Below are 24,932 nucleotides of genomic sequence, written 5' to 3'. Positions count from 1 at the left end.
TCGTCAGACACCGGCATCCGCCGGCACCGGTTTTTTCCTGCCGAACAGGAGTGCCACCCAGACGCTCACTTCGTACATGAGGTACAGGGGGACCATAATGACGAACATGGTGATAAGATCAGCGTGGAACGCGGCGATGATAGAGCTTGCCAGAAGGGCATATTTACGATTCCGCGCCAGAAGTCCGTAATTGACGACCCCTAACCGCGCCAGGAGCAGAGCAAGGATGGGGAGTTCGAAGATGAGGCCGAAGACAAGGATCAGTCTCAGGCAGAAGTTGATATAGGCGCTCAGGTTGAACCAGCTCTGCAGCCCCTGTGATTCGTAGGAGAGCGAGAAATTGATGATGACTGGCCAGATTATGATGAGGAAAAACAGGGCCCCCACGCAGAAACTGATGGTGCTCACCGTCACGAACGGAAATACAAGGCGCTTCTCCGTGAGCGTCAATCCCGGAGCGATGAAGAGCCAGAGCTGGTAAAAAACGATGGGGAGAGCGAGAATGAAGCCGGCGATGACGGAGATCTTGCACTGGATGAAGAAGGGCTCCAGTGGGGCGCTGTAGTTGAGACGCCGCTCACGGACCGTGGCAGTGATCTCCTTGTCCAGCTGATACCTGTTGTACACCGCGGGATACCGCAGTTTCACCTCTCCATAGACCCGTTTCTTGATCTCCGTGAGGTAGGTCTGCCCCGACAGGGGCTTCTCGACGAAGTTCAACAGGTCGTCGGAAAAGTTCCACGCCACCCCCATGCCGATGACCACCGCAACGACAATAATGATCAGGCGCCGACGCAACTCCACCAGATGTTCTATGAACGGCATGGCCGTATTTTCGCTCATGGTAACCGCTGACCGCCCGTCAAAGTGCAAAACTTGCCAACAATAACATAGCGGCTGACCACCACGCAACTGCTTTCACCGTTTGCGCCGGCCACCGGAGCCACCTTTCTCCCCACGAGCCACTGCCGATTTGCTACGCGGCCGTTTCCCCTTGACCGGTATGCGGGGGTATGCCTCGCTATTCCCGCGTCCCGCTCCGGTCGGCGTGACGACACCGGCACCCGCCAGCACGAATTCGATCTGCTTCCGCTCCATACTGACCCCGGCCACCTTTACCCGCAGCTGGTCACCGATCCGGTACGTTGTCCGGGAACGCTCGCCGACAAGGGAGTGCTGTTTTTCCTGGTAGCTGTAGAACTCCGGGGGGAGTGTCGAGATATGGATCATCCCTTCCACAAACAGTTCGACCAGTTCGATAAAAAGGCCAAAAGACGTCACACCGCTGATGATGCCGTCAAATTCCTCGCCGACCTTGTCACTCATGAACTGAACCTTCTTCAACTCGACTATTTCCCTCTCCGCCTCCATTGCCACTCTCTCCCGCTTACTCGTGTGGGAAGCCGTTTCAGGCAGGGTTTCTGCCAGACGTTCCAGATCCTGCTTACGCAGACTCTTGGCAAGCACCCCCTTCAGGATGCGGTGGACAACCAGATCGGGATAGCGGCGGATAGGTGACGTGAAGTGGGTGTAACAGGGCGCGGCAAGGCCGAAATGACCGAGATTCTCATCCGAATAGCGCGCCTGTTTCATGCAGCGGAGCAGCACCTCGTTGATCATCCGCTCTTCCGGTTTTCCTTCCGCCTGGTCCAGCAACCTCTGCAACTCGGCAGGTTGGACGGAATCCTCACCCAGGCGGAACTGATAGCCGAAATTGAAGACAAAGTCGCGGAAGTCACGCAATTTCTCCTGATCGGGTGGTTCGTGCACCCGGTAGAGTGAGGGAGTTCCACGGGATTCCAGATGGCGGGCTACCGCCTCGTTTGCCGCCAGCATGAATTCTTCGATGATGCGATGGGCCAGATTCCGCTCCGCCTTGACGATGGCTTCGGTCTGGCCCTGAAGATCGAGAATGATCTGGGGTTCGGGTAGGTCGAAATCGATGCTCCCCCGTTCCCGGCGTCTTGCGGTAAGGCGTATCGACAATTCTTCCATCAGGTGCAGGTCATCGAGGAGATGGGCATACTGCTCCCGCAGGCCGGGGTTCCTGTCGACCAGCACCCCTTTGACCTGTGTGTAGGTGAGGCGGGCGGCACTCCGGATCACGCTGGGATAGAATGCAGTCGTTACCGGCATTCCGCTCCTGTCAAAGACAATTTCCGCGGTCATGGTAAGGCGGTCCACCTGCGGATTCAGGGAACAGATGCCGTTGGACAGTTCCTCAGGCAGCATCGGAATGCAGCGGTCGGGAAAATAAACCGAGGTTCCCCGCAGGTAGGCCTCTCCGTCCAGCGCCGACCCTGCGCGGACATAATGGGCAACATCGGCAATGGAAACCCAGAGCCGTATTCTCCCCCCCTCTTCCCTGCTGACCGAGACCGCGTCATCGAAATCCCGGGCCGTTTCGCCATCGATGGTTACCGTCGGGCGGTTCCGCAGATCAACCCTTCCTGCAATGTCGTCCGCGCTGACTTCAGCCGCGATGCCCCGTGCCTCTACAGTCACCTCGTCGGGAAACTGGTACGGCAGGTCGTGCTTCCGGATAATGGTCAGAACTTCAACTTCCGGATCGTCGCTGGAACCGAGCACCTCGACGACCCGGGCGGTCGGCCCGCTCCTGTCGGTCGGGTAGTTGACGATGCGCGCCACCACCATCTGCCCAGTTTGTGCCTCACCTCCCGCCCGGGGAGGGATGATAAGCTCTCTCGTGACCCGTTGGTCGTCCGGGATAACCACGCCGTGATCCCCGGCCGTCAGGAAACGGCCGACAACCGTCGTGTGGGCCCGTTCCACAATCCGCATGAGCCGCCCTTCCCGTTTGCCGGTGCGGCCACGGGGCGATGCCATCACTTCGACCAGGTCGCCATGCATGGCTTCCCGCAGATAACGGGCCGGGATAAACAGATCCTCACCCCCGCCTTCGGGAGTTACGAAGCCGTACCCGTCCCTGTGCACGGAGAGCCTTCCCGTGATGCCGTGGGACGACGCCGCCACTCCGTAACGGCTCCCCTGCTGCTTGACGAGTTCGCCCCGATCCACCATCCGGTCGAGATAGGCCTTGAACTTGGCGCGCTGCCCCTTGGTCACCCCCAGAAGTTGCATCAGGTCCCGGAACGGACGAAACACACCAGGGTTATCGCGAAACAACCCCAGAATTTTTTCCCTATTTATCGCCATACCGCCGCTCCTCTAACGTTTTTACCCGGATCGAGCTTGAATATGCTCAAATAACCTCCCGCTGTCAAACAGTTTACCGGTAAACCGGGAAAATTCTTTTGATTTTTACCGGTTGAACCGGCTATTATCTATACGTCAAAATATACACATGCGATATTCTTGCCACATTCCATGCCGCCCAACGTGTCTCTTTTCAGGATACGCTGTTCCTGCCACAGCGAGAACAGGCTGACAATGGGGAAATTCTGCAAGAAGCTCGTTTCTGGAGTCGTACATGCTGTTGCGCCGTATCCCTCTTATCGTTATTCTCTGCTTTGTCCTCGCGCTTCCCGCGTCGGGTGGAAATCTCCTTCAGCTGCCGTCGGATCATCTCGCCACGGCTGCCCGGCACCTCAAGAACCATGATTACCGTGGGGCGCAGTTGGCAGCCAACCATGCACCGGAAGGGGGCCTGCGCGATTTCCTCGTCGGCATGGCCGCCGCCAAATCCTCGGAATGGGACAACGCTGTACCAGCTCTGGCCCGGGCCGGCGAAACCTTTCCCCTGCTTGCCGATTACGCTCTCTATCACCAGGCGAACGCCCTTTTCCGGCTGGCAAGGTACACGGAGTGTATCCCTCCCCTGGAAAAACTGCTCAAGGAGTATCCGGAAACCCACCTCACACGCTCGGCACTCCTGCTCATTGCCGATGCCCGCTACGAAACGAAGGATTACCCGACCGCCCTTTCGGCCTATCAGCGGTTTGTCGACAAGTACCCTTCGGGGAGCGACTCCCTCACAGCGTTACTGCGGACCGCGCTCTGCCATGAATCGATGGGAAACCAGGCCTCCGCTGCCACGATCTATCGCACGATCTGGCTCAAATACCCGGCTGCCGATGTGGCAGACGACGCCTATGACCGGCTGCAAAACCTTGCCGGACAGGGCATCGTGGTGGCACCCTTCAGCAGCGACGAACTGTTCCGACGGGGAATGACGCTCTACGACATGCGCCGCTTCGACCGGGCAATAAAGGTCTTTTCCGCCATCCCACCCGACACCCTCACCACTGACGTTGCCCAGAAGCTGGCGCTCAAAACCGCGCAGGCCATGGTCAAGGCCAGACGTTACAAGGATGGCGAACAGGCGCTGACCAAACTGCTTTCCACCAACCCCCGCAAAGAAATCGCGGCAGAAGCCACCCTCTGGCTTGCCAGGCTGCAGGATAAGACAGGCCGTGACGAGGCCGCCATAGCCACATTTCAGAAACTTACGGAAACCTTTCCCCAATCAGACCTTGCCGATGACGCCCTCCTCGAAGCAGCCTATATCAGGAAATTCCAGAACCGGAGTCCGGATGCCCTCCCCCTGCTGCAACGGCTACTCAGGGAATACCCCCGTTCCGGTCTCAAGCACACCGCGCAGTGGGAAACTGCGTGGGCGACCTTTCTTACGGCAGACTATCCAAATGCAGCCAGCCTCTTCCAGAAACTGACCTCAGTCGAGTCGTATCGGGAAAGGGCACTCTACTGGGGGGGGCGGTCTCTCGCCGCCGCCGGTGATGCCGTCGGCGCCCAGGCGTTCTTCACCCCCCTGCTCACGGAATACCCGTACGGGTATTATGCCCTGATGCACCGCTCTGCGGCAAAACTGCCGGATGACAAACCATTTAATCTCCAGGCAGATGTGACGGATATCCTTCCGGTCCCCGAGGGATTTGACCGGGTCAAGACCCTTATCGCCTGTGGTCTGTACGACGAAGCAAACCGGGAACTGGCACTGGCGAAAAGAAAAGCCGGTACCAAGGGAAAAGCTCTCCTCGGCATTGCCCGACTTTACCTGGAAATGGGGAATTACAACGGTGCCTTGTCGACCGTAAAGCAGGAGCGACCCGACAGGTTCGACAAGGACAACGCTGTTACCTGGGGGCTTCTCTACCCCTGCGGATTTCGTGAGATTGTTGCCCAACAGGCTGCCAGCAACGATATCGGAGAGAGCCTCATCCACTCAATCATCCGCGCAGAAAGTAGCTATTCACCGACCGCCAGGTCCCCCGTGGGCGCCATCGGCCTCATGCAACTGATGCCTTCAACCGCTAAGGTCATGAGTACTCCCAAGAACGGGCCGTTCACCACGAACAGCCTCACGACACCTGATATCAACATTGCTTACGGCACCCGGCACTTGAAGGACCTTCTCGAAGCCTACGATGGCAACCAGGTTTATGCTGTCGCAGCCTACAACGGCGGGTCCGGCAACGTGAACCGCTGGCGCAAGACCTTTGGAAACCTTCGCCAGGATGAATTCATCGAAAGCATCCCCTTTGGCGAGACCCGCGAGTATGTAAAAAAAGTGCTCGCAGGAGCGTCGCTCTACCGGCGACTCTACGGACTGGAATCTCCTCCGGTCACCGGCCTCCCCTACCGGAATCTCAGCAGCAGCGGATCACCCGCTACCTGAGTTCAGTTCGCGCCCGGTTATGGGGCCACCATTTCTTTCCAGCATGCTGACATCATACAAGATTCTTTGACAACTGCGCTTCCAACCCGGAGCAAACCCATGTCCCGTATACTCAGACATATCATTGCCGGACTCCTCATACCGGCGGCAGTAGCCCAGGGTGAAACATTTACCCTGAAAAACTGCCTGTCGGAGGCAAAAAGTTCGAATACTACCCTCAGGGTGGCCGCCTACGACCAGACAATTGCCGCCGAGGGTGAACGTATCGGCAAAAGCGGGTATCTCCCCCGGGTTGACATACAGGGGGGGTATACCGTTCAACTGGACCCCCAGGCCATCGATCTGGGAAATGGCCGTACGGTTGCGACCCAGCAGAAGGACTATACCTTTGCAAGTCTCGGCATCTACCAGACTCTCTACGATTTCGGTCGCACGGACGCCCGTGCGGGCCATGCCCGTACCTTGCGCGAAGCTGCCTTATACAACTATGCAGGACATGAGCAGGACGTTTTCCTCAAGGTGGTTACCGCCTACTTCGGCATCCTGCAGGCACAGAAACTGGTACAATCGGCTGAAGACGAGGTTGTCCAGATGACCGAGCATCTGCGGGTCGCCCGGAATCTTTACGAGCAGGGAGTTGTTACCCGTAACGACCTCCTTCAGGCGGAAGTGCGCCTCGCCGGCAGCCAGCAGAGCCGTATGGACAGCATCAATCGTCGGGATAACGCCTGGTTGCTCCTGAATTACCTCATCGACCGGAAACCGGATTTCCGCGCCGACCTGGAAGAGGGAGCCACCCTTCCCTATTCCGCGGTTACAACAGCGCCCCTGGCCCAGGTACCAGCAGATCATCCGGAAATCAAGGCCCTGGAGAAAGCCGTTGAAGGGAGTGAATTCGATGTGCAGGAAAGCAAGGGGGGATATTATCCCGAACTTTTTGCGAAAGCGGGACTTGATTACGTGCAGAACCGGCAGGTCAAGGAACAGGCGATCATGGCTGCAACGATCGGCGTGAAGTTCAACCTTTTTGACGGCCAGGCAACAACGGGGAGGTATCGGCAGGCAATTGCCACCCGTTCCAGGAGCGAGCAGGCATTGCGCCAGGTGAAAGCTGCCCTGGGCCTGGAATACCGCATGGCAGTCAATGACGCCAATGTCTCCATGGAAAGAATCAAGGTCAGCGAAAAAGCCATCCTCCAGGGAGAGGAGAATCTGCGGATCAACAAGGAGCGCTACCAGGCCCAGGTAGGGACCGCCACGGACGTCATAGACGCCCAGACCCTCCTGACCCAGGCCAGAACCGACTATTATCGCAGCATGTTCGACTACCAGGTTGCAGTGGCGCGGATAAAAAAAGCACGCGGGGAATTATAGATACCCGCGGCAACCGCCTAGTCTCTAAAAGAGACTGCGTCGCCACATCTTCCTGAACGAAACGTACGGACTGACATGAAGAAGGCCGCTGGATCTACCAGCGGCCTTTATTTATCAGGACGTTATCACATCATCGGGCAATTCGTTCAGATCGTCCGGCATGCGTGGGAAATGCTCCTTCAGTGCAACACCACATTTCGTAACCACCGTGCAGAGGACCTCGCATGCCCGGTTATCCCGAAGTCCGGCCGAAAGTTCCCGGGCGAGCCCCTGCCACGAATCGGGAGGTATCTTGCGGTCGATCCCCCGGTCCCCCAGTATCCACACCTTGTGCTCCAGCAGAGAGATGAAAATCAGAATGCCGGTAGCCTCACGGGTACGGTGGAGACCTTTTTCGTAAAAGGCCCGCACTGCCCGTTCCCGCACGGAAAGGTTGATCCGTGCTCTCGTAAGCAATGGGAGCTTCAGGGCAGGAACACGCACAAAAAGAGCCCGGCAGGGGAAATAGAGAACAAAAACCAGCGGGATGTAAAACCAGATAGTGACATGGTGTAACAGTATGGCCACCACCATGGCCAGAAGAGCGGCCAGCAGTACACCCCCGAGGGCGACCGCGTCTCGATAGGAGTCACTTTCGTCCACAACCATCGTGGCAATCTCACCAGTCGTTGACGATTCGGCTGCGTGCACCGCCCGACGGATCATTTCCCGCTCATCCCCGCTGAAAAAATCTGAAGCACGTTTCATGTCGCGATGTTTCTCCTGTCACCAGTCGCCGGAGGCGCCGCCACCGCCGAAATCGCCGCCACCGCCGGAAAAACCTCCACCGAAGCCGCCACCACCCCCTCCGAAACTGCCACCGATAAATGGCCCGCCGTGATAACCGCCGCCACCGCCACCGCCGAAAAGAAAACTCACCAGCAGTCCGATGACAAAGCCTGCAGCAGCGAGACCCAGGAGCATGATAAACGTGAGACCGGGAAAGGCTAGCCAGGCGACCACGGGAATCCCGACCGCCCCGGCAACCCCGCCGAGCAGACGAGAGATGGCTCCGAGAAAGATACAGGCAACAATCGCAAAAATTGTCAGGGAATATACCGGCGAAGCACTTTTCTTTGCATGACGCAGGTCGCGGTTCGTGGTCTGGTATTCACCCTTTACCACCGCCATTATCGCCGTGACGGCTGACGTAACACCGCCATCGAAGTCACCGGCCTTGAATCTGGGCGCCAGATCATTACGGATAATTCTGCCTGCCACGAGGTCGGTAAGCTTTCCTTCCAGCCCTCTCCCCACTTCGATCCTGATCTTTCGCTCCTGTGCGGCGACCAGGAGAATGGCCCCGTTGTCCAGCCCCTTCTGACCGATGTTCCACGCCTCGGCAACCCTTATGGAATAGGTCTCGATATCTTCACCGGACAGAGAAGGAACGGTCAGGACAACAATCTGGGTCGAATCTTGCTGCTCGAATTCTGCGAGTCTGCGCTCCAGGTGCTGAACTGTCGCGGGCGAAAGGAGGCCGGCGTAGTCATTGACGTGGCCGCGCAACGCAGGCACATCAAGGGAGTACGTGGTCACCGGCAAAAACAACAGCAAGATGAACGTAAGAAATCTGGTCATTGCCGTGACTAGAACTTCACCTTCGGCGCGACCTTAGCCCCCTCTTCCGCTTTGAACGGCTCCTTGCGGGTGAGATGGAGCAGGACCGAATTGGTGATGGAGTTAGGGAAGGTGCGGATGCTCGTATTGAAATCCTGAACTGACTTATTGTACCGAACGCGGGCCACGTTGATCCGGTTCTCGGTCCCCTCCAGTTGATTCTGCAGATCGAGGAAATTCTGATTTGCCTTGAGGTCGGGGTACCGCTCCACCACCACCATCAGACGGGAGAGGGCACCGGAAAGCTCGCCCTGTGCCTGCTGGAACTTGGCAAAAGCCTGGGGATCGTTCACCATCTGCTTCGACGCCTGCAGGGAGCCAACTTTCGCCCGTGCTTCGGTAACTGCCGTGAGGGTCTCAGCTTCATGCTTGGCATACCCTTTCACGACCTCGACCAGATTGGGAATGAGATCAGCCCGCCGCTGATAACTGGCCTCCACATCACCCCAGGCAGCAAACACCGCCTCCTCGTTGGCCTGCATGGTATTGTAGCCGCAACCGGAAAGCGCCATCACCCCGCACATCATCAGCACCGCAAAAAACGTTCTTTTCATATCTCTTCCTCCGGTGAAATGTTTTCTGAAATATAATCACACTCCGGGGTTTTGTCACCCTCCCTGAAGCTGATTTTCATGGCAATAAGTAAGCTATAGCACACGATTGAAAATATATTGGCGGCAATGAGAGGGAGGTCATTCAGCATGATGCCGTAGACAAGCCACAACACCATGCCTGCCGTAAGCAGAACAGGCTGCCAGATGGATATATCGCGCGCGTGCCGGGTGCGATAGGTCCTCACCACCTGGGGCACCGCTGCAAAACTGGTAATAGCACCCGCAAGCAACCCAAGCAAGGTAGTATCCGTCATGTCCCCTTTTTCCCCTCATAAGCCGTGGTTGCCCAGTCGACCTGGGACATCATTCCCCTCAGGATGGCAACCTCCCGGTCATCCAGCCCGGCCCGGGAGAATATTCGCCGCAGGGAGCGCATGAGGTGGGCTGGATTCTGCGGATTAAGGAAACCGATCTTGAGCAGCGCCTGCTCCATCTGCCGATAAAGCTCTTCAGCCGCCTCGGTCGTTGCCAGTTTACGATCGATAGCTGTCGATTCTGCCGCGCAGGCATTGAAAAGTTCGTAGCAGAAGATCAGAACCGACTGGGCCAGGTTGAGCGAACCGTAGTCGGGGCTTGTGGGGATGGTGGCATGCCAGCGGCACAGGGTGAGTTCGTCGGTGGTCAGGCCACTGTCTTCCCTGCCGAACACAAGCGCAGCACGATTGTGCGTCAACTGTCCGAGGACGGTTACCGCCATCTCCCGGGGGGAGAATATCTCCTGGCGGTATTTGCCATGGCGTCGCGTGGTTCCTACCGTCACTTCGCAGTCGGCAAGGGCATCCGCAAGGCTTTCGTACACCGTGGCCTGGTCCAGCAGGTCACGGGCCGATACGGCAAACTTGTGCGCCTCAGGATGATCAAGCGGGCACGGATTAACGAGGCGAAGCTGCATCAGTCCCATGTTTTTCATGGCCCTGCAGACCATCCCCACGTTGCCCGGATTTTGCGGCTCGACTAACACGATTGCGACCCTGTCGCGTAACTCTTCTCTTGTCACCTGGCATTCCCCGATGTACGTGATTTCATTCTGCTCAAACGTTTGCGGGCTGGTCGTCTTCGCCACCACGCATGTACGAAATGGGATAGCCACATACAGCCGATAAGTGCTATCAGTGCCAGCATGAGGTAAGGCTCGTAGCGACTCACGTCCTCCACGAAAAGCGAGGCACTCTTGCCGAAGAGAAAACCGGCGAGGGAAAAAATGATTGACCAGCACAGCGCGCTGAGAAGATTCAATCCGCAGAACTTCATTGCTGACAGGTTGGTCATCCCCAGGATGATGGGGAGGATTATCCGGAATCCGTACGTAAAGCGGGATATAAAGGCAACAAAAGTACCATATTTTTCTATCAGTTTGAGAGCCTTCTGAAACTTTTTAGCAATCGAGGTAAAGACTTTCAAGAGTCGGCGTCCCTGCCAGCGGCCAAGATAAAAGTAAAACTGATCACCGCAGAATGACCCGGCAAGGGCAGTCAGAATCACGCCAAAAATATTGAGATACCCCTGGAACGCGAGAAAACCGGCCAGAATAAGTCCCGCCTCACCCTCGAGAAACGTCCAGAGGAAAAGGACCCAGTAGCCATGCAACTCAAGATAGTCTCTGAGAAACTGCTGCAACACTTCCTCCCCGGTGGCAACAACAGCGGTACCACAGGACACTGACATTTTTCCTCAGAATACTAATATCACATTTACGGACAAGTAGTGACCACGAAAAAAGCCCGGCACATTTCATGCCGGGCTTTTTCAATCGACTGTCAGACAGTACCTAATTACGATTTCGCGGCCATGGCCTTTTCATAGCCGATATTGAACGCCTTCTTGTTAAGCTCAAGGAAAGCCTCGGGAACACGGGAAAGAACCGCCTTCTCGGCATTCTCCTTGGATACGACACCTGTCAGGGCAACCATGGCGCCAAGGGCAACGATGTTGGTGACGATCTCGCGACCGACTTCATTCTTGGCGGTGTTGGTGATGTTGAACTTGACGACGTTGAAATTCCCCGGCGGCTCGCGGAGAACAAGGTCGGAGTCGATCAGGAGAACCCCGCCTTCCTTGAGATCGTGGGAATACTTGTCGCAGGCCTCCTGGGTGAGAGCGAGGAGGGCATCGCACTTGGTGACCTTCGGGTAATCGATCGTTGTATCGGAAATGATTACCTCGGATTTGGAAGCGCCACCACGGGCCTCAGGGCCGTAGCTCTGTGACTGGACGGCCTGAATCCCCTGATAGATGGATGCTGCCTCGGCCATGATGACACCGGCAAGGATCAGACCCTGTCCGCCGGCGCCGGAAAAGCGAATCTCATATCTTCCTGCCATTATCTTCTCTCCTTTGAATAGGCGAAATTCGTTCTAGCGGGCGGCGCCCTGGGCGCGCTCGATTACCGCCTTGTACTGCTCGCAGTACTCAGGCTTGTCTTCCTTGTACAGGACACCGGTGAGAACCTTGCCCTTGAGCTGCTCAGGGTCCATCTTCTCGGCAGCCTTGACCGGCACGGCGATATCCTTGAGCCGATTCATCATCTCGATGACCGACTTGTACTTGTTGCGCCGACCATAGGTAGTCGGGCAGTCGTCGAGGATCTCGACGACTGAGAAGCCTTTGTGCTGGATCGCCTCGACGATGAGCTTGTCGATCTGGTTGGCATGGAACGCGGTACCACGTGCCACAAAAGAGGCACCGGCACCGATTGCCAGCTTGGCAATATCAAAGCCCGGATCGGGGTTGCCGTAAGGGGTCGTGGAAGCCTTGGCACCAGTCGGTGTACAGGGCGAGAACTGTCCGCCGGTCATGCCGTAGATCATGTTGTTCATGATGATATACGTCATGTCGATGTTACGACGGCAGGCGTGAATGAAGTGGTTTCCGCCGATGGCCGTGCCATCGCCGTCGCCACCACAGAGGATTACGTTCATTTCAGGACGAGCCATCTTGACACCGGTCGCGAATGCAGCGGCACGACCGTGGGCGGTGTGCAGGGTGCAGCAATCCATGTATCCCGGGAGTCGGGAAGCGCAGCCGATACCGGATACGATGGCGGTTTCTTCCTTCTTGAGCTGAAGAGTATCCAGTGCCCTGATAAGACCTTTCATGACAATGCCGTGGCCACAGCCTGGGCACCAGATATGGGGAAGCTTGCCGGGGCGAAGCCATTTTTCATATTCAAAAGCCATGGTTACTTGACCTCCTTCATCTTGTCGAGGATCTGATCCGGATTGATCGGCTCTCCGTCAACGCGGAATATGCCGAGAACCGGAGCGTTGCCTTCAATGCACCCCTTGATGACGCCGGCACACATGCCAAGGTTCATCTCCGGAGAAATAAAGGCCTTTACCTTCTTGGATATCTCGAGGAGCCTCTCCTCCGGGAACGGCCAGAAGGTGATCAAGCGGAAAAGCCCTGCCTTGATGCCTTGCTTGCGAGCCTGATCAACTGCAAATCGTGCAGAACGGGAAGTTGAACCGAACGCGACGACGACGACGTCAGCATCGTCAACCAAATACTCTTCCCACTTCATGATTTCGGCCTTGTTGGCCTCCACCTTGCGGACCTGGCGCTCTTCCTCTGCCTGGACGATCTCTGCCTTGGTGGTCGGGAATCCGTCCTGCATCTTGTTGAGACCGGTGACGTGAAACTTGTAGCCGGAACCGAATGCAGCCAGAGGGGGGACGTCGCCGAAAGAGGTATCGTACGGCTTGTATTTGTCAGGTGTCACTGAAGGAGCAGTACGGTCGACGACCGGGATTTCGCCCGGCTCGGGAAATACGATCCGCTCGCGCATGTGAGCCACGATCTCGTCAGGCATGATCATGACCGGCGTGCGGTATTTCTCGGCCAGGTTGAACGCCCTGACCGTCTCCTCGAACAGTTCCTGTACGGAAGCAGGCACCAGGCAGATGGCCGGGTGGTCACCGTGGGTTCCCCACTTGGCACACATGACATCTGACTGGGAAGGGCCGGTCGGCATACCGGTCGAGGGGCCGCCGCGCATGACGTTGACGATGACGCAGGGGACCTCGGTGATGCATGCATACCCGATGTTTTCCTGCTTGAGGGAGAGGCCGGGACCAGATGTCGACGTGAGAGCCTTCAACCCGGTAAGCGATGCACCAATAAGGGCGGCCATTGCGCCGATCTCGTCTTCCATCTGGATGAACTTGCCCCCTACCTTCGGAAGCTCGGCCGACATAACCTCGGCGACTTCAGTGGAAGGGGTGATAGGGTAACCAGCAAAAAACTTGCAGCCGGCGTACAGAGCGCCATGGGCCGCAGCTTCGTTACCCTGCATGAAAGCAACTTTCTTAGCCACGTTACTTACCTCCTATAAAAGTGTTTATGCAGTAACCTTGATTGCAAAATCTGGGCAGCGGAGTTCGCACTGCATGCATTTGATGCAGGCCTCCAGGTTCTTTACTCCCACGACAAACCCCTGCATTTCCAATACCTTGGTCGGGCAGAATTCGACGCAGATGTGGCATCCCTTACAATACTTCTCGATAACCTCGATCGTTGGAAGCTTCTTTTCCATCTACTTACGCTCCTTATCTGGAATAAAGCCGTTAGGCCGACAAACTGGCGAAATTTACCACATATCGTATCTGAATTCAATAATTGGTTTTGTCTCCATGGAATGTCCACTCCATAAGACAAAAGAAGGGCATATGCCCTTCTTTTGTCTTAACAGACAAACTGTGAAGCAGATAACTACTTCATGCTGCCGACAAGTTCCTTTACAGCTGCCACGGACTTGTCCATCATGGCCTGCTCTTCGGCATCGAGTTTGAACTCGATGATGTTTTCAATTCCCTTTTCGCCGAGAACGCAGGGAACGCCGACATAATAGCCGTTCACACCGAATTCACCCTGCAAGTAGGCACAGGTGGGGAGCACGCGCTTCTGATCCTTCAGAATAGACTCCGCCATGGCAATAGCCGAGGATGCGGGAGAATAGAACGCCGAGCCGGTCTTGAGGAGAGCAACAACCTCGCCGCCTGCACCGCGGGTCCGCTTGACCATGGCTTCCATAACCTCTTTCGCCTTGGCCTTGTCCTTGTATTTCTGCTCAAGGAGTTCCATGACCGGGATACCGCAGACGCTGGTGTAGCGGACGAGCGGCACCATGTCGTCGCCGTGGCCACCGAGGGTCATGGCGGTTACGTCTTTAACGGACACACCCAGTTCCCATGCGATGAACGCAGCGAAGCGGGAGGAATCAAGCACGCCGGCCTGGCCCATGACGCGGTTGTAGGGGAAACCGGTAATCTGCTGACAGAGCGTTACCATGGCGTCGAGCGGATTGGAAATGACGATGACGAAAGAATTGGGAGCGTACTGCTTGATCCCCTTGGCTACTTCGGTCATGATCTTGGAGTTGGTAGCGATGAGATCGTCCCGGCTCATGCCCGGTTTGCGGGGAAGACCTGCCGTTACGATAACAACGTCCGAGCCCTCGATGTCTTTGTAGTCATTGGTACCCTTCAGGTTGACATCAAAACCGTCGACCGGTCCTACTTCGGCGATATCGAGCATTTTCCCCTGGGGCAACCCTTCCACGATGTCGAACATAACGACATCACCAAGCTCACGCAGTGCGCAGAGTTGAGCAAGAACGCCACCGATCTGACCACCACCGATTAATGCAATCTTCTTTCTCGCCATTTTCTCTCTCCTTGTCTGTATGTTGTTCTACTTCCTACACTCGTGGTTTATGCAATAGCGTCGATAATTGCGTTCAACGTCGCACTGGGACGCATTGCCTTTTCCGTCTTTGCGGGGTCCGGCATGTAGTACCCGCCGATATCCTGGGGTTTGCCCTGGGCCCCGATCAGTTCCTCATTGATCTTTGCCTCATTTTCCTGAAGCTGCTGGGCAACCTTGGCGAAACGTGCAGCCAGGTCTTTGTCTTTGGTCTGCGCAGCCAAGGCCTCAGCCCAGTACATGGCAAGATAGAAATGGCTGCCACGGTTATCGATCTGGCCAACCTTACGGGCCGGGTTCTTGTTTTGATCCAGGAACTTGGTGTTGGCCTGATCAAGGGTATCGGCCAGCAGCTGGGCTTTTTCATTCTTGAAGCTGGCAGCCAGATGCTCGAGGGATACGGCAAGGGCCAGAAACTCACCGAGCGAATCCCAGCGCAGGTACCCTTCCTGTACGAACTGCTGAACATGTTTGGGAGCGGAACCGCCTGCGCCGGTCTCGAACAGTCCGCCGCCAGCCAGAAGCGGTACGATGGAGAGCATCTTGGCGCTGGTGCCCAACTCCAGAATCGGGAAGAGGTCGGTCAGGTAATCCCTGAGTGCGTTACCGGTGACCGTAATGGTATCCTGACCGGCTTTTGCTCTCTCGCACGTGAACTGCATCGCATCCACAGGGGCCATGATGCGAATATCAAGACCGGTGGTGTCGTGATCCTTCAGGTACTTATTAACCTTCTCGATCATCTGAGCATCGTGAGCCCTGTTCTTGTCCAGCCAGAATATGGCCGGGGCACCGGTTGCCTTTGCCCTTCTCACCGCAAGCTTGACCCAGTCCTGGATCGGCAGGTCTTTGGCCTGGCAACCACGCCAGATATCGCCTTCTTCCACGGTGTGCTGCATAAGCACGGCGCCGGACTCGTCAAGAACGCGGACCGTGCCGTTTGCCGTCACCTTAAAGGTCTTGTCGTGTGAACCGTACTCCTCCGCCTTCTGCGCCATGAGACCCACGTTGGAGGTGGAACCCATGGTGGTGGGGTCGAACTGGCCGTGCTTCTTGCAGAAATCTACACAAACCTGATACCAGCGCGAATAGCATCTATCAGGAACCACGCACTTCACATCGTGAAGCTTGCCGTCAGGGCCCCACATCCCGCCGGAGTCACGGATGACGACCGGCATGGAGGCATCGATGATGATATCGTTGCTGGCATGGAGGTTGGTTATACCCTTATCGGAGTCAACCATTGCCAGAGGCGGTCTTTTCTTGTACGTCTCCTGAATGTCAGCTTCGATTTCTGCCTTCTTGGCTGCAGGCAGCTTCTCAAGCTTCAGGTACAGATCACCCAGACCGAGGTCCGGATTGACCCCCAACTCCTTGAAGGTTGCGGCATGCTTCTCGAATACGTCCTTGAAGTAGACGGAAACGAAATGACCGAACATGATCGGATCGGAGATCTTCATCATGGTAGCCTTGAGGTGCACAGAGAAGAGAACACCCTTTGCCTTGGCATCTTCGATCTGCTCTTCGATGAATTTGCGCAGAGCCCGGACACTCATGAAGGTTCCATCAAATATTTCTCCGGCCTGCAACGGGAGCTTCTCTTTCAGAACCGTGACCTTGCCGGCCTGATCGACGAACTCGATCTTTACATTGCCGGCCTTCTCCATGGTAACGGACTTTTCGTTCTCGTAAAAATCGCAGCAATCCATCCACGACACATGGGTCTTGGAGTCCGGGGTCCAGGCACCCATCTTGTGCGGATGCTTCTTGGCGTATTCCTTTACCGCCTTGGCCGATCTCCTGTCCGAGTTGCCTTCCCGCAGAACCGGATTTACGGCGCTGCCCAGGCACTTTGCGTAGCGTGCGTGAAGCTCTTTCTCCGCGTCCGTCTTGGGCTCCTCGGGATAATCGGGAAGCTTGTACCCCTTCTCCTGCAACTCCTTGATGGCAGCTTTCAACTGGGGAATCGAGGCACTGACGTTTGGCAGCTTGATGATGTTGGCCTCAGGCTTCTGAGTAAGATCACCGAGCTCGGCCAGATAATCAGGCATCCTCTGGCTCTCCGTCAGATAGTCGGGGAAATTTGCGATAATTCTTCCTGCAACGGAGATATCCCGTGTCTCGACTACAACGCCAGCCGCCTTTGTGAAGGCGTTGACGATCGGGAGCAAAGAGTACGTTGCCAATGCAGGTGCTTCGTCGATTTTTGACCAGATAATCTTTTGTGTCGTCATGTTCTCTCCTTAGTTTTTATGCCCGCGTGGTCAGAGGCTCAATGAAAGGAATTTCGCCCTTGTAGTACCAGTAATCAGTAATGAATTCACCTGTAGGACTTCACACATCCGCCGTGCCGGACACCGTATTTTTTACGACACCGCACACTAAACACGCGATTGAACAAACGGAAATCATACAAGTTTGGCATGGTGGGAATTTTGTATACAGTATACAAAATGGGTTAGCCTGTCAAGGAAAATAAGTGAGAATATTTTATTGTTTCAAAGCGATTAGGTCAATTCAGGAAACATCGGGACGTACTCCCGAATGTACAGAGGAACGGCTAATGAAGTTGTCTATCCTGGGCGTAACGTCGTGCTTCTTGGATATCCTCACGGGTCACATTTCGTGGGATACGCAATACCTGGCCAGGCCAGATATGGCGGGGGTCACTTATCTGGTCGCGGTTGGCCCGGTAGATGAGTGGCCATAGATTTGCTTCGTTGTATATATCCTGTTGCGAGGCTATTTGCGGTAGCGACTCGCCCCGCTTGACGGTGTGATAGGCGGATAACGCCTTCTCCCGCTGCCGTGCTTTTTCGGCTTTTTTCCGCGCAGCCTCGGCAGCCTCAGCTGCGGCGACCGCTTCTGCGCGGGCTTTTGCCTGCTTGAGCTGCTCGGCAAGACGGGCAGCCTGTCGCTCCTGCTCCTGCTTTTCAGCTTCAGCCCGCAATCGTGCCGCTTCACTCCGCCGTTTCAACTCGGCAGCAAGCTCCTTTTCGAGCAGCTCCCCCCTGTTCATCACGAGAAGGTAATAACGCTCCGCATCACCGGTATCCCCCGATTTCGCAAAGCCTTCCCCCTTCAGCATGGCATCTTCCAGGCTCTTGTATTCTGTGGGGAAAACCCTGTCGGCTCCGTTCAGTCTGACCCGGTCGAATACCAGGCGTGCTTCCTGACGCCACCGGGGAACTGCCGGCGTACAAGCGGCAACGAACAGCACGAGAGCAGCGATGAGTGCAAATAGTCTGCTCATCCTTTCCTCATGCGCATGGTTACTTCGCAGCCAATCTGAGCCCCAATTCCCTCAACTGCTTGGCATCAACGGGTGAAGGAGCATCCGACATAAGGCAGGCGCCCTTCTGTGTTTTCGGGAAGGCGATAACGTCGCGAATGGAGTCACTACCGGTAAGGAGCATGACAAGTCTGTCCATGCCGAAGGCGATCCCCCCGTGGGGAGGCGTACCATACTCCAGTGCATCCAATAGGAATCCGAATTTGGAACGTGCATCCTCTTCGGAAAGCCCGAGCATCTTGAACATGAGTGACTGGATTTTTTCCTGATGAATCCTGATGCTGCCGCCACCGATTTCGTTGCCGTTCAACACCAGGTCGTAGGCCTTGGCGCGGCAGCGCCCCGGATCGCTTTCCACATAGGCAAGATCTTCGTCCATGGGTGCGGTGAAGGGGTGATGAACCGCCGCCCAGCGCTTATCCTCATCATCCCACTCAAGAAGGGGGAAATCGGTGATCCAGACGAAGTTAAAGACGTCCTTATCAAGAAGCCCCAGCAGGTTGGCGAGATGGTTTCGCAACTTGCCGAGGGAATCGTTGACGACTTTTGGCTTGTCGGCAACGAACAGGAGCAGGTCCCCCTCCTCCGCGGCAAACAGCTTGTCCATCGCGGCTATCTCCTCGGCCGTAAAGAACTTGGCGATGGGAGACTGCCACCCCTCCGCCGTTACCTTGACGTAGGCGAGCCCTTTGGCACCGTAGATCTTCGCGAATTCCGTGAGGTCGTCGATCTCCTTGCGGGACATGCCGCCACACCCCTTGGCGTTGAGTCCCTTGACAATACCTCCACCTGATACCACATCGGCAAAGACCTTGAAACCCGCCCCCTTCACGATGTCCGACAGCTCAACCAGTTCGAGGCCGAACCGCAGGTCGGGGTTGTCCACACCGAACCGGCGGATCGCCTCTCCATAGGTCATACGCGGGATAGGGAGCGCCACGTCCACCCCCTTCGCATCCTTGAAGATGGTGGCAATCAGCCCCTCCATGACCGTGATGATGTCCTCCCGGTCGATATAGGACATCTCGCAGTCTATCTGGGTGAACTCCGGCTGGCGGTCGGCTCGCAGGTCCTCGTCGCGGAAACAGCGGACGATCTGGAAATACCGGTCGAAACCGGACACCATGAGAATCTGCTTGAAAAGCTGAGGAGACTGGGGGAGCGCATAGAATTCGCCGTTGCTTATGCGGGACGGCACGAGAAAGTCGCGGGCCCCTTCCGGCGTGGATTTCGTGAGAAAGGGGGTCTCCAGTTCGAGGAAGCCGTTCCCGGTCAGGTACTGGCGCGTCACCTGGGCAACCTTCGAGCGGAGGATGAGGTTCTGCTGCAGCGCCGGACGCCGCAGGTCCAGGTAGCGGTGCTTGAGGCGGAGGTTCTCCGCGACGTCCACATAGTCGTCGAGAGTAAAGGGGAGCGGCTTGGAGCGGTTGAGGAGTTTGCACTCGCTCACCACCACCTCGACCTCGCCGGTTTTCATGTTCGGATTGACGGTCCCTTCGGGGCGTGCGATCACCTTCCCCTTCACCGCCACGACGTATTCGTTGCGCAGCGCCTCGGCCTTTTTATGGGAATCGCCGCTCTGGTCCGGATCAAACACCACCTGGGCAATGCCTTCCCGGTCCCTCAGGTCGATGAAAATGAGACCACCATGATCACGACGGCGCATGACCCATCCCATGAGGACCACTTCCCGACCGACATCCTTGCTTGTCAACGCCCCGCAGTAGTGGGTTCTCTTCCAATCGCCAAGAAAATCTATCATCAACTCGACCTCCGGTGTTAGTAAACGAATCGCGCAAGTATACTCAAAATAGGTTGATGCTTCAAGAATTAATGGTGACGGCCGTAGCTAAAATGGCTCGTCGGTATTTTCGGCAGGCCCTGCATCCAACTAGATGCACACTAGAGGCGCCGTCAGTACGGTCATCCGCGAAGGATCCCCTCACCAGAATAATTGATTTAGATTTCATTTTTGCGCAATGCCTTTATACGCAGAAAATGAATAAGGGATCGACGATGTTGGACAACAGGGCGAGGGTTTCGAAGGTAGGGCGCCTGTATGACAATTGAAATACAGTATGAAAGAGGAAACACCGGATACGGTGAAACGGGAAATAAGGGACTGCTCTAAGTCTCCTGCATCGGAGAAAAGGATGGGGGAAGCTTGCATTTCAGCGCCTGCCCCAGCCTTCTCTATGAGTAAAAACGGTATCAGTACACCGGGACCGACGAATATCCCTGAGCTCCGTAACCTATCAGGGAGACATATCCATTACCCACCGTATGGAGTTCCGGCAGAATCGAGGCTGACTCGATACCGAACACGCTGAGGGCTATCCGGCAGACCTCCAGCCTGACCCCTTCTTTTGCCAGGACGGTAAGCATAGCGGCAATTTCGTCAAGCTTCTTCGCATCGTCTGCCATGCCCCCCTCCCTCTTCTTGGAGAGAAGCTTTACTGACGGTCCGCTGAACACGACCGCAAATGCCGGCTTTTTCTTTCCCGTCTGCAGCGCCTTGTCCTTACATGTCTGGTGGATCACATCAAGGTGCAAGGCGGCGCTCTTTGGATCGCCTATCCTGAAGTCGAACACTGCCTCCACATGCTTTACCCCCTGCAAGGACTTGTAGCCCTCCACCTTCATCTCCGAAGAGTGTGCAGGGGAAACCGTCCCTACAACCAGACAGACTGACAACAACAACCAAAACGCGACCGGCAACGAATTCGTTCTCATGGTTCATACCTCCCATTCAATTCGCCCATGCTCGGGTTATTGTAGCATCAGCCAGAGAAAGCGCAATCAGGTGCGGAACCCACCGTCAGGACGTCGTGAGCACTAAACAAAACCCCCGTCCGGAAGCCCGGACGGGGGTTCATTTCACACCGGCAGCCTCACAGCCACTATCCTACTTATACTCCGCCATCTCATCAAACTGCAGATATTTGTACACCGAATCCTTCTTCGGCTCGATCTTCTCCTTGTAGATAGCCAAGTACTCCTTCGGCGTCGGGATCTTACCCAGGTTGGAGATAACCGCGCCGATCTCGGCGGAGCCGAGGAACACCTTGGCGCCGTCGCCGATCCGGTCGTCGAAGTTACGGGTTGAGGTGGAGAACATGTTCACACCATCGGGCACGCGGGCCTGGTTCCCCATGCAGAGCGAGCAGCCGGCGATCTCGACCCGGGCGCCCACGGCGCTGTAGATGGAGAAGAGCGCTTCGTCCTTGAGCTGGGCCTGATCCATGCGGGTCGGCGGGCAGATCCAGGTGCGGACGTTCGGGTTGAACTTCTGGCCGCGCCAGATCTCGGCAGCGGCACGGAAGTGGCCGATGTTGGTCATGCAGGAGCCGAGGAAGACGTCCTGGATCTTGGTGCCGGCCACCTCGGAGAGGAGCTTCACGTCGTCCGGATCGTTCGGGCAGGCGAGGATCGGCTCTTTGATGTCCTTGAGGTCGATCTCGATCACCGCGGCGTACTCGGCGCCCTTGTCGGCCTTCAAGAGCTCGGGCTTCGCGAGCCACTTCTCCACGGCCTTAATCCGGTTCTGGAGGGTCTTCTTGTCCTGGTAGCCGTCCTTGATCATCTTCTTCATGAGGGCGACGTTGGAGCGCAGGTACGTGGCAACCGATTTCTCGCTAAGCTGGATGCAGCCGGCAGCAGCGGAGCGCTCGGCGGCGGCGTCGGTCAGCTCGAAGGCCTGCTCGACGCTGAGGTCGGGGAGCCCTTCCATCTCGAGGATCTTGCCGTTGAAGACGTTCACCTTGTTCTTCTTGGGTACGGTGAGGAGCCCCTGCTTGATGGCATAGTAGGGGATGGCGTTCACCGCGTCACGCAGGGTGATGCCCGGGTTGAACTTCCCTTTGAAGCGCACGAGGACCGACTCCGGCATGTCGAGGGGCATGAACCCCATGGCGCCGGCGAAGGCGACCAGGCCGGAGCCGGCCGGGAAGGAGATCCCGATGGGGAAACGGGTGTGGGAGTCGCCGCCCGTCCCGACGGTGTCGGGGAGGAGCAGGCGGTTCAGCCAGGAGTGGATGACGCCGTCGCCCGGCTTGAGGGGTACGCCGCCCCGCTCGATGATGAAGGCCGGGAGGTTCTTGTGCATCTTCACATCGGCCGGCTTCGGGTAGGCGGCGGTGTGGCAGAAGGACTGCATGAACATGGGGGACTGGAACTTGAGGCAGGCCAGTTCCTTCAGTTCGTCGGCGGTCATGGGGCCGGTGGTGTCCTGGGAACCGACGGTGGTCATCTTCGGCTCGCAGGCGGTGCCGGGGAGGATACCGGTGATGCCGCAGGCCTTGCCGACCATCTTCTGGGCCAGGGAGTACCCCTGCTTCGCTTTCGGCTTCGGATTCACCGGCAGGGTGAAGGCGGTGGAGGGCTTGAGACCGAGGGCCTTGCGGGCCTTGTCGGTAACGGCGCGACCGATGATGAGAGGAATCCGGCCACCGGCGCGGAACTCGTCAGCCAGGGTGTTCGGTGCGATGGTGAACGTGGAGAGGGTCTTCTTCCCCGACTCGTCGGTGATGACCCCTTTCTTGGTGTCGATGACGATCACGTCGCCGGTCTTCATCCCGGTCACGTCCGCTTTCAGCGGCAGGGCGCCGGAGTCCTGGGCGGTGTTGAAGAAGATCGGGGCGATGACACCGCCGATGATAACGCCGGCGGTCTTCTTGTTGGGAACGCAGGGAATCTCCTCGCCGATGTGCCAGAGAACCGAGTTGCAGGCGGACTTGCGGGAGGATCCGGTGCCGACCACGTCACCCACGAAGGCGACCTGGAAACCGTCCTTGCGGAACTTGGCGATGGTGTCGAGCCCGCCCTTGAAGCGGGTCTTACCCATGGCCAGGGCGTGGAGCGGGATGTCGGGGCGGCTCCAGGCGTCGCCGGCCGGGGAGAAGTCATCGGTGTTGATCTCGCCGTCCACCTTGAACACCTTCACCTTGATCTTCTCGGGCACCCCCTTGCGGGCGGTGAACCACTCGGCCTCGGCCCAGGACTTGAGCACCTTGGTTGCGGCCGCATTCTTGGCTTTCGCCAGCGCGGCGACTTCGTCGAAGGCGTCATAGACGAGGGTGATGCCGCACAGCGCCTTGGCCGCCTCGTCGGCCAGCGCCTTGTCTTTGAGGGCGGCGACGAGCGGGGCCACGTTGTAGCCGCCGATCATGGTGCCGAGGAGCTTGATGGCGTCCTTGGGGGTAACCAACGGAGACTTGATCTTACCGGCGACCACGCCAGCGAGGAACTCGGCCTTCACCTTGGCGGCCGGATCGACACCGGGGGAAACCCGATCGGTAAGGAGTCCGAGGAGAAACTTCTCTTTCCCCTTGGGGGGCTTCACGAGCAGCTTGCACAGTTCGGCGGTCTGCTCCGGGTTGAGCGGCAGTGCCGGAATCCCTTGGGATGCCCTTTCTTTCTCATGCTGCAGATAAGCTTCGATCATGCGGTAACCCCTCCTGTTTGTTGGTATGCGTGACTACGGTATCCTATCCGGTGGTACAGAAACCCATCAATTTCATTAAGGACAGCTTGTCGAAAAGCGTATACTGTATACATTTTTTTCACTCAATTGTCAATTGCTTATGTTGCCACCCCTCAAGATTGTTTGCAGGTATTAATGTAATAGCCATCAGGATAAAAAAACCGGCCACGGGGCCTGGGGCTCCATGACCGGTTGATGAAATGGTCAAGTGGTGATGTCAGGCGTAGGTCGAATCATCAAAGGCAAGGAGCGGGAACATGATGAAGCCGACCAGGCAGAGGAGCACCCCGTAGAGGGGGCTCTTGCCGAACCTCTGAGCCAGGGCGAGACAGACGAGCAGGTAGAGGATGAACCCGACGAAGGGGACGAGCAGGATAACCAGGAACCACCACCAGGGCTTGCCGGCGATGGCCACCAGCACGTACAGGTTGTAGATGGGGATGAGGGCCTTCCAGCCTGCCTCCCCTGCTTTTTCGAATACCTTCCACATGGAGGCGATGAGGATGATGACCAGAAGGAGGGGCACCAGCAGAAACGTCATGCCGAACCCCATGCCTGCAGCCTCCGCCACCGGCGGCGGCACTACCGCAGGTTTGGGCATTGGCGGCACCACTGCCGGTTTTTCCGGAGAGGTTGCAACGGCTACCGGTTTAGCCGGCGTCAGGGCTGCCGAGCCACTGGTAGGAGCGGCCTGTTTCGCGGCCGGGGCCACTGCAGGGGCCGCCACTGCCTGCGCCGGAGCGGTACCCGCCTTGGGAGCGGCTGTTGCCGGAGTTACGAGCTGCGCCTTGGCTGGCGCAGGTGATGGCGTGAGCGCCCCGGCTGATGGTTTGGAAGTGCCGCCTGTCGCAGGGGTCTCCTCTCCCGGGCTGGTTGCTTCCGACTTTTCGGCATCCTGCTTGACCGGCTGTACCTTCTTCACCGGCCGGGCGCGGAACGTCTTCTTGATGTTCACGTCTCCTGGCGAAAACTCCAACATCACATCGCGATTGACCATTACATAGACCGTATCCTTGCTGCGCCAGAACGACTGGCACTGCACGACCGACCCGTCCTTCAGAAACACGCGGGCGGCCATCGCATCCGATGCGATGAAAACGGCAAGCAGCACGACAAGACACCAAATCTTTTTCATGGCGTAGCCTCCTGTGCGGATATCATGACACTAACAGAGCCAAAACAGCCTCTACAAAA

21 protein-coding genes are annotated in these 24,932 nt (G+C 57.0%); 2 read left to right on the top strand and 19 right to left on the bottom strand.

The window, feature by feature from the left end:
• Positions 1–3: 3 nt before the first annotated feature.
• Together tatC and rnr are read right to left on the bottom strand one after the other, a co-directional pair.
• Complete coding sequence (tatC, locus tag KI810_RS07995) at positions 4–843, bottom strand: twin-arginine translocase subunit TatC (protein WP_214174984.1); 840 nt, start codon at positions 841–843, stop codon at positions 4–6.
• 75 nt (positions 844–918) lie between these two features.
• Positions 919–3,177, bottom strand: a complete 2,259-nt coding sequence (rnr, locus tag KI810_RS07990) for a ribonuclease R (RefSeq protein WP_214174983.1) — start codon at positions 3,175–3,177, stop codon at positions 919–921.
• A 274-nt stretch (positions 3,178–3,451) separates the two neighbouring features.
• On the opposite strand from rnr, the gene KI810_RS07985 reads away from it, so the two are divergent.
• A complete protein-coding gene (locus KI810_RS07985) occupies positions 3,452–5,617 on the top strand; it encodes a lytic transglycosylase domain-containing protein (protein ID WP_214174982.1) in 2,166 nt (721 codons plus the stop codon).
• A 99-nt stretch (positions 5,618–5,716) separates the two neighbouring features.
• Positions 5,717–6,991, top strand: coding sequence for a TolC family protein (locus KI810_RS07980; protein WP_214174981.1), 1,275 nt, complete (start codon positions 5,717–5,719; stop codon positions 6,989–6,991).
• A gap of 114 nt (positions 6,992–7,105) precedes the next feature.
• Here the strand turns inward: KI810_RS07980 and KI810_RS07975 are convergent, their stop codons facing one another.
• The 17 genes from KI810_RS07975 to KI810_RS07895 all read right to left on the bottom strand — a co-directional run bounded on the left by KI810_RS07975 (position 7,106) and on the right by KI810_RS07895 (position 24,873).
• A complete protein-coding gene (locus KI810_RS07975; RefSeq protein ID WP_214174980.1) occupies positions 7,106–7,738 on the bottom strand; it encodes a TPM domain-containing protein in 633 nt (210 codons plus the stop codon).
• Between the two features lie 18 nt (positions 7,739–7,756).
• Entirely contained in the window at positions 7,757–8,611 is an 855-nt protein-coding gene (locus KI810_RS07970) for a TPM domain-containing protein (protein WP_214174979.1), read from the bottom strand.
• An 8-nt stretch (positions 8,612–8,619) separates the two neighbouring features.
• Complete coding sequence (locus KI810_RS07965; RefSeq protein ID WP_214174978.1) at positions 8,620–9,204, bottom strand: LemA family protein; 585 nt, start codon at positions 9,202–9,204, stop codon at positions 8,620–8,622.
• Positions 9,201–9,518 (bottom strand): SemiSWEET family sugar transporter, encoded by a 318-nt coding sequence (locus KI810_RS07960; protein WP_214174977.1) that lies wholly within the window; start codon positions 9,516–9,518, stop codon positions 9,201–9,203. Before KI810_RS07960 ends, KI810_RS07965 begins: the two co-directional genes overlap by 4 nt.
• The gene (locus KI810_RS07955; protein WP_214174976.1) at positions 9,515–10,261 is read right to left on the bottom strand and encodes an RNA methyltransferase; all 747 of its coding nucleotides are present in this window, start codon (positions 10,259–10,261) and stop codon (positions 9,515–9,517) included. Before KI810_RS07955 ends, KI810_RS07960 begins: the two co-directional genes overlap by 4 nt.
• Positions 10,258–10,881, bottom strand: a complete 624-nt coding sequence (locus KI810_RS07950; RefSeq protein WP_214175189.1) for a DedA family protein — start codon at positions 10,879–10,881, stop codon at positions 10,258–10,260. The genes KI810_RS07955 and KI810_RS07950 overlap by 4 nt, the downstream gene beginning before the upstream one ends.
• A gap of 155 nt (positions 10,882–11,036) precedes the next feature.
• Positions 11,037–11,585 (bottom strand): 2-oxoacid:acceptor oxidoreductase family protein, encoded by a 549-nt coding sequence (locus KI810_RS07945; protein ID WP_214174975.1) that lies wholly within the window; start codon positions 11,583–11,585, stop codon positions 11,037–11,039.
• Between the two features lie 33 nt (positions 11,586–11,618).
• Positions 11,619–12,440, bottom strand: coding sequence for a 2-oxoacid:ferredoxin oxidoreductase subunit beta (locus KI810_RS07940; protein WP_214174974.1), 822 nt, complete (start codon positions 12,438–12,440; stop codon positions 11,619–11,621).
• 2 nt (positions 12,441–12,442) lie between these two features.
• The gene (locus KI810_RS07935) at positions 12,443–13,576 is read right to left on the bottom strand and encodes a 2-oxoacid:acceptor oxidoreductase subunit alpha (RefSeq protein WP_214174973.1); all 1,134 of its coding nucleotides are present in this window, start codon (positions 13,574–13,576) and stop codon (positions 12,443–12,445) included.
• Between the two features lie 24 nt (positions 13,577–13,600).
• On the bottom strand, positions 13,601–13,795 hold the full coding sequence (locus KI810_RS07930) for a 4Fe-4S binding protein (protein WP_214174972.1): 195 nt from the start codon (positions 13,793–13,795) through the stop codon (positions 13,601–13,603).
• A 176-nt stretch (positions 13,796–13,971) separates the two neighbouring features.
• On the bottom strand, positions 13,972–14,925 hold the full coding sequence (gene mdh / locus KI810_RS07925) for a malate dehydrogenase (RefSeq protein WP_214174971.1): 954 nt from the start codon (positions 14,923–14,925) through the stop codon (positions 13,972–13,974).
• 47 nt (positions 14,926–14,972) lie between these two features.
• On the bottom strand, positions 14,973–17,198 hold the full coding sequence (locus KI810_RS07920; protein WP_214174970.1) for an NADP-dependent isocitrate dehydrogenase: 2,226 nt from the start codon (positions 17,196–17,198) through the stop codon (positions 14,973–14,975).
• Between the two features lie 326 nt (positions 17,199–17,524).
• A complete protein-coding gene (locus tag KI810_RS07915) occupies positions 17,525–18,217 on the bottom strand; it encodes a LysM peptidoglycan-binding domain-containing protein (protein WP_214174969.1) in 693 nt (230 codons plus the stop codon).
• 19 nt (positions 18,218–18,236) lie between these two features.
• Entirely contained in the window at positions 18,237–20,018 is a 1,782-nt protein-coding gene (gene aspS / locus KI810_RS07910) for an aspartate--tRNA ligase (RefSeq protein ID WP_214174968.1), read from the bottom strand.
• A 449-nt stretch (positions 20,019–20,467) separates the two neighbouring features.
• Complete coding sequence (locus KI810_RS07905; protein WP_214174967.1) at positions 20,468–20,893, bottom strand: DsrE family protein; 426 nt, start codon at positions 20,891–20,893, stop codon at positions 20,468–20,470.
• A gap of 268 nt (positions 20,894–21,161) precedes the next feature.
• Positions 21,162–23,699, bottom strand: coding sequence for a bifunctional aconitate hydratase 2/2-methylisocitrate dehydratase (gene acnB, locus KI810_RS07900; RefSeq protein WP_214174966.1), 2,538 nt, complete (start codon positions 23,697–23,699; stop codon positions 21,162–21,164).
• Positions 23,700–23,955: 256 nt separating this feature from the next.
• Positions 23,956–24,873, bottom strand: a complete 918-nt coding sequence (locus KI810_RS07895) for a DUF5684 domain-containing protein (protein WP_214174965.1) — start codon at positions 24,871–24,873, stop codon at positions 23,956–23,958.
• Between the last annotated feature and the right edge of the window lie 59 nt (positions 24,874–24,932).

This window comes from Geomobilimonas luticola, from assembly GCF_018476905.1.
In the GTDB taxonomy this organism is placed as follows: domain Bacteria; phylum Desulfobacterota; class Desulfuromonadia; order Geobacterales; family Geobacteraceae; genus Geomobilimonas; species Geomobilimonas luticola.
Note: the sequence above shows the minus strand (reverse complement) of the source record. Positions and strands in the feature narration are given on the sequence as shown.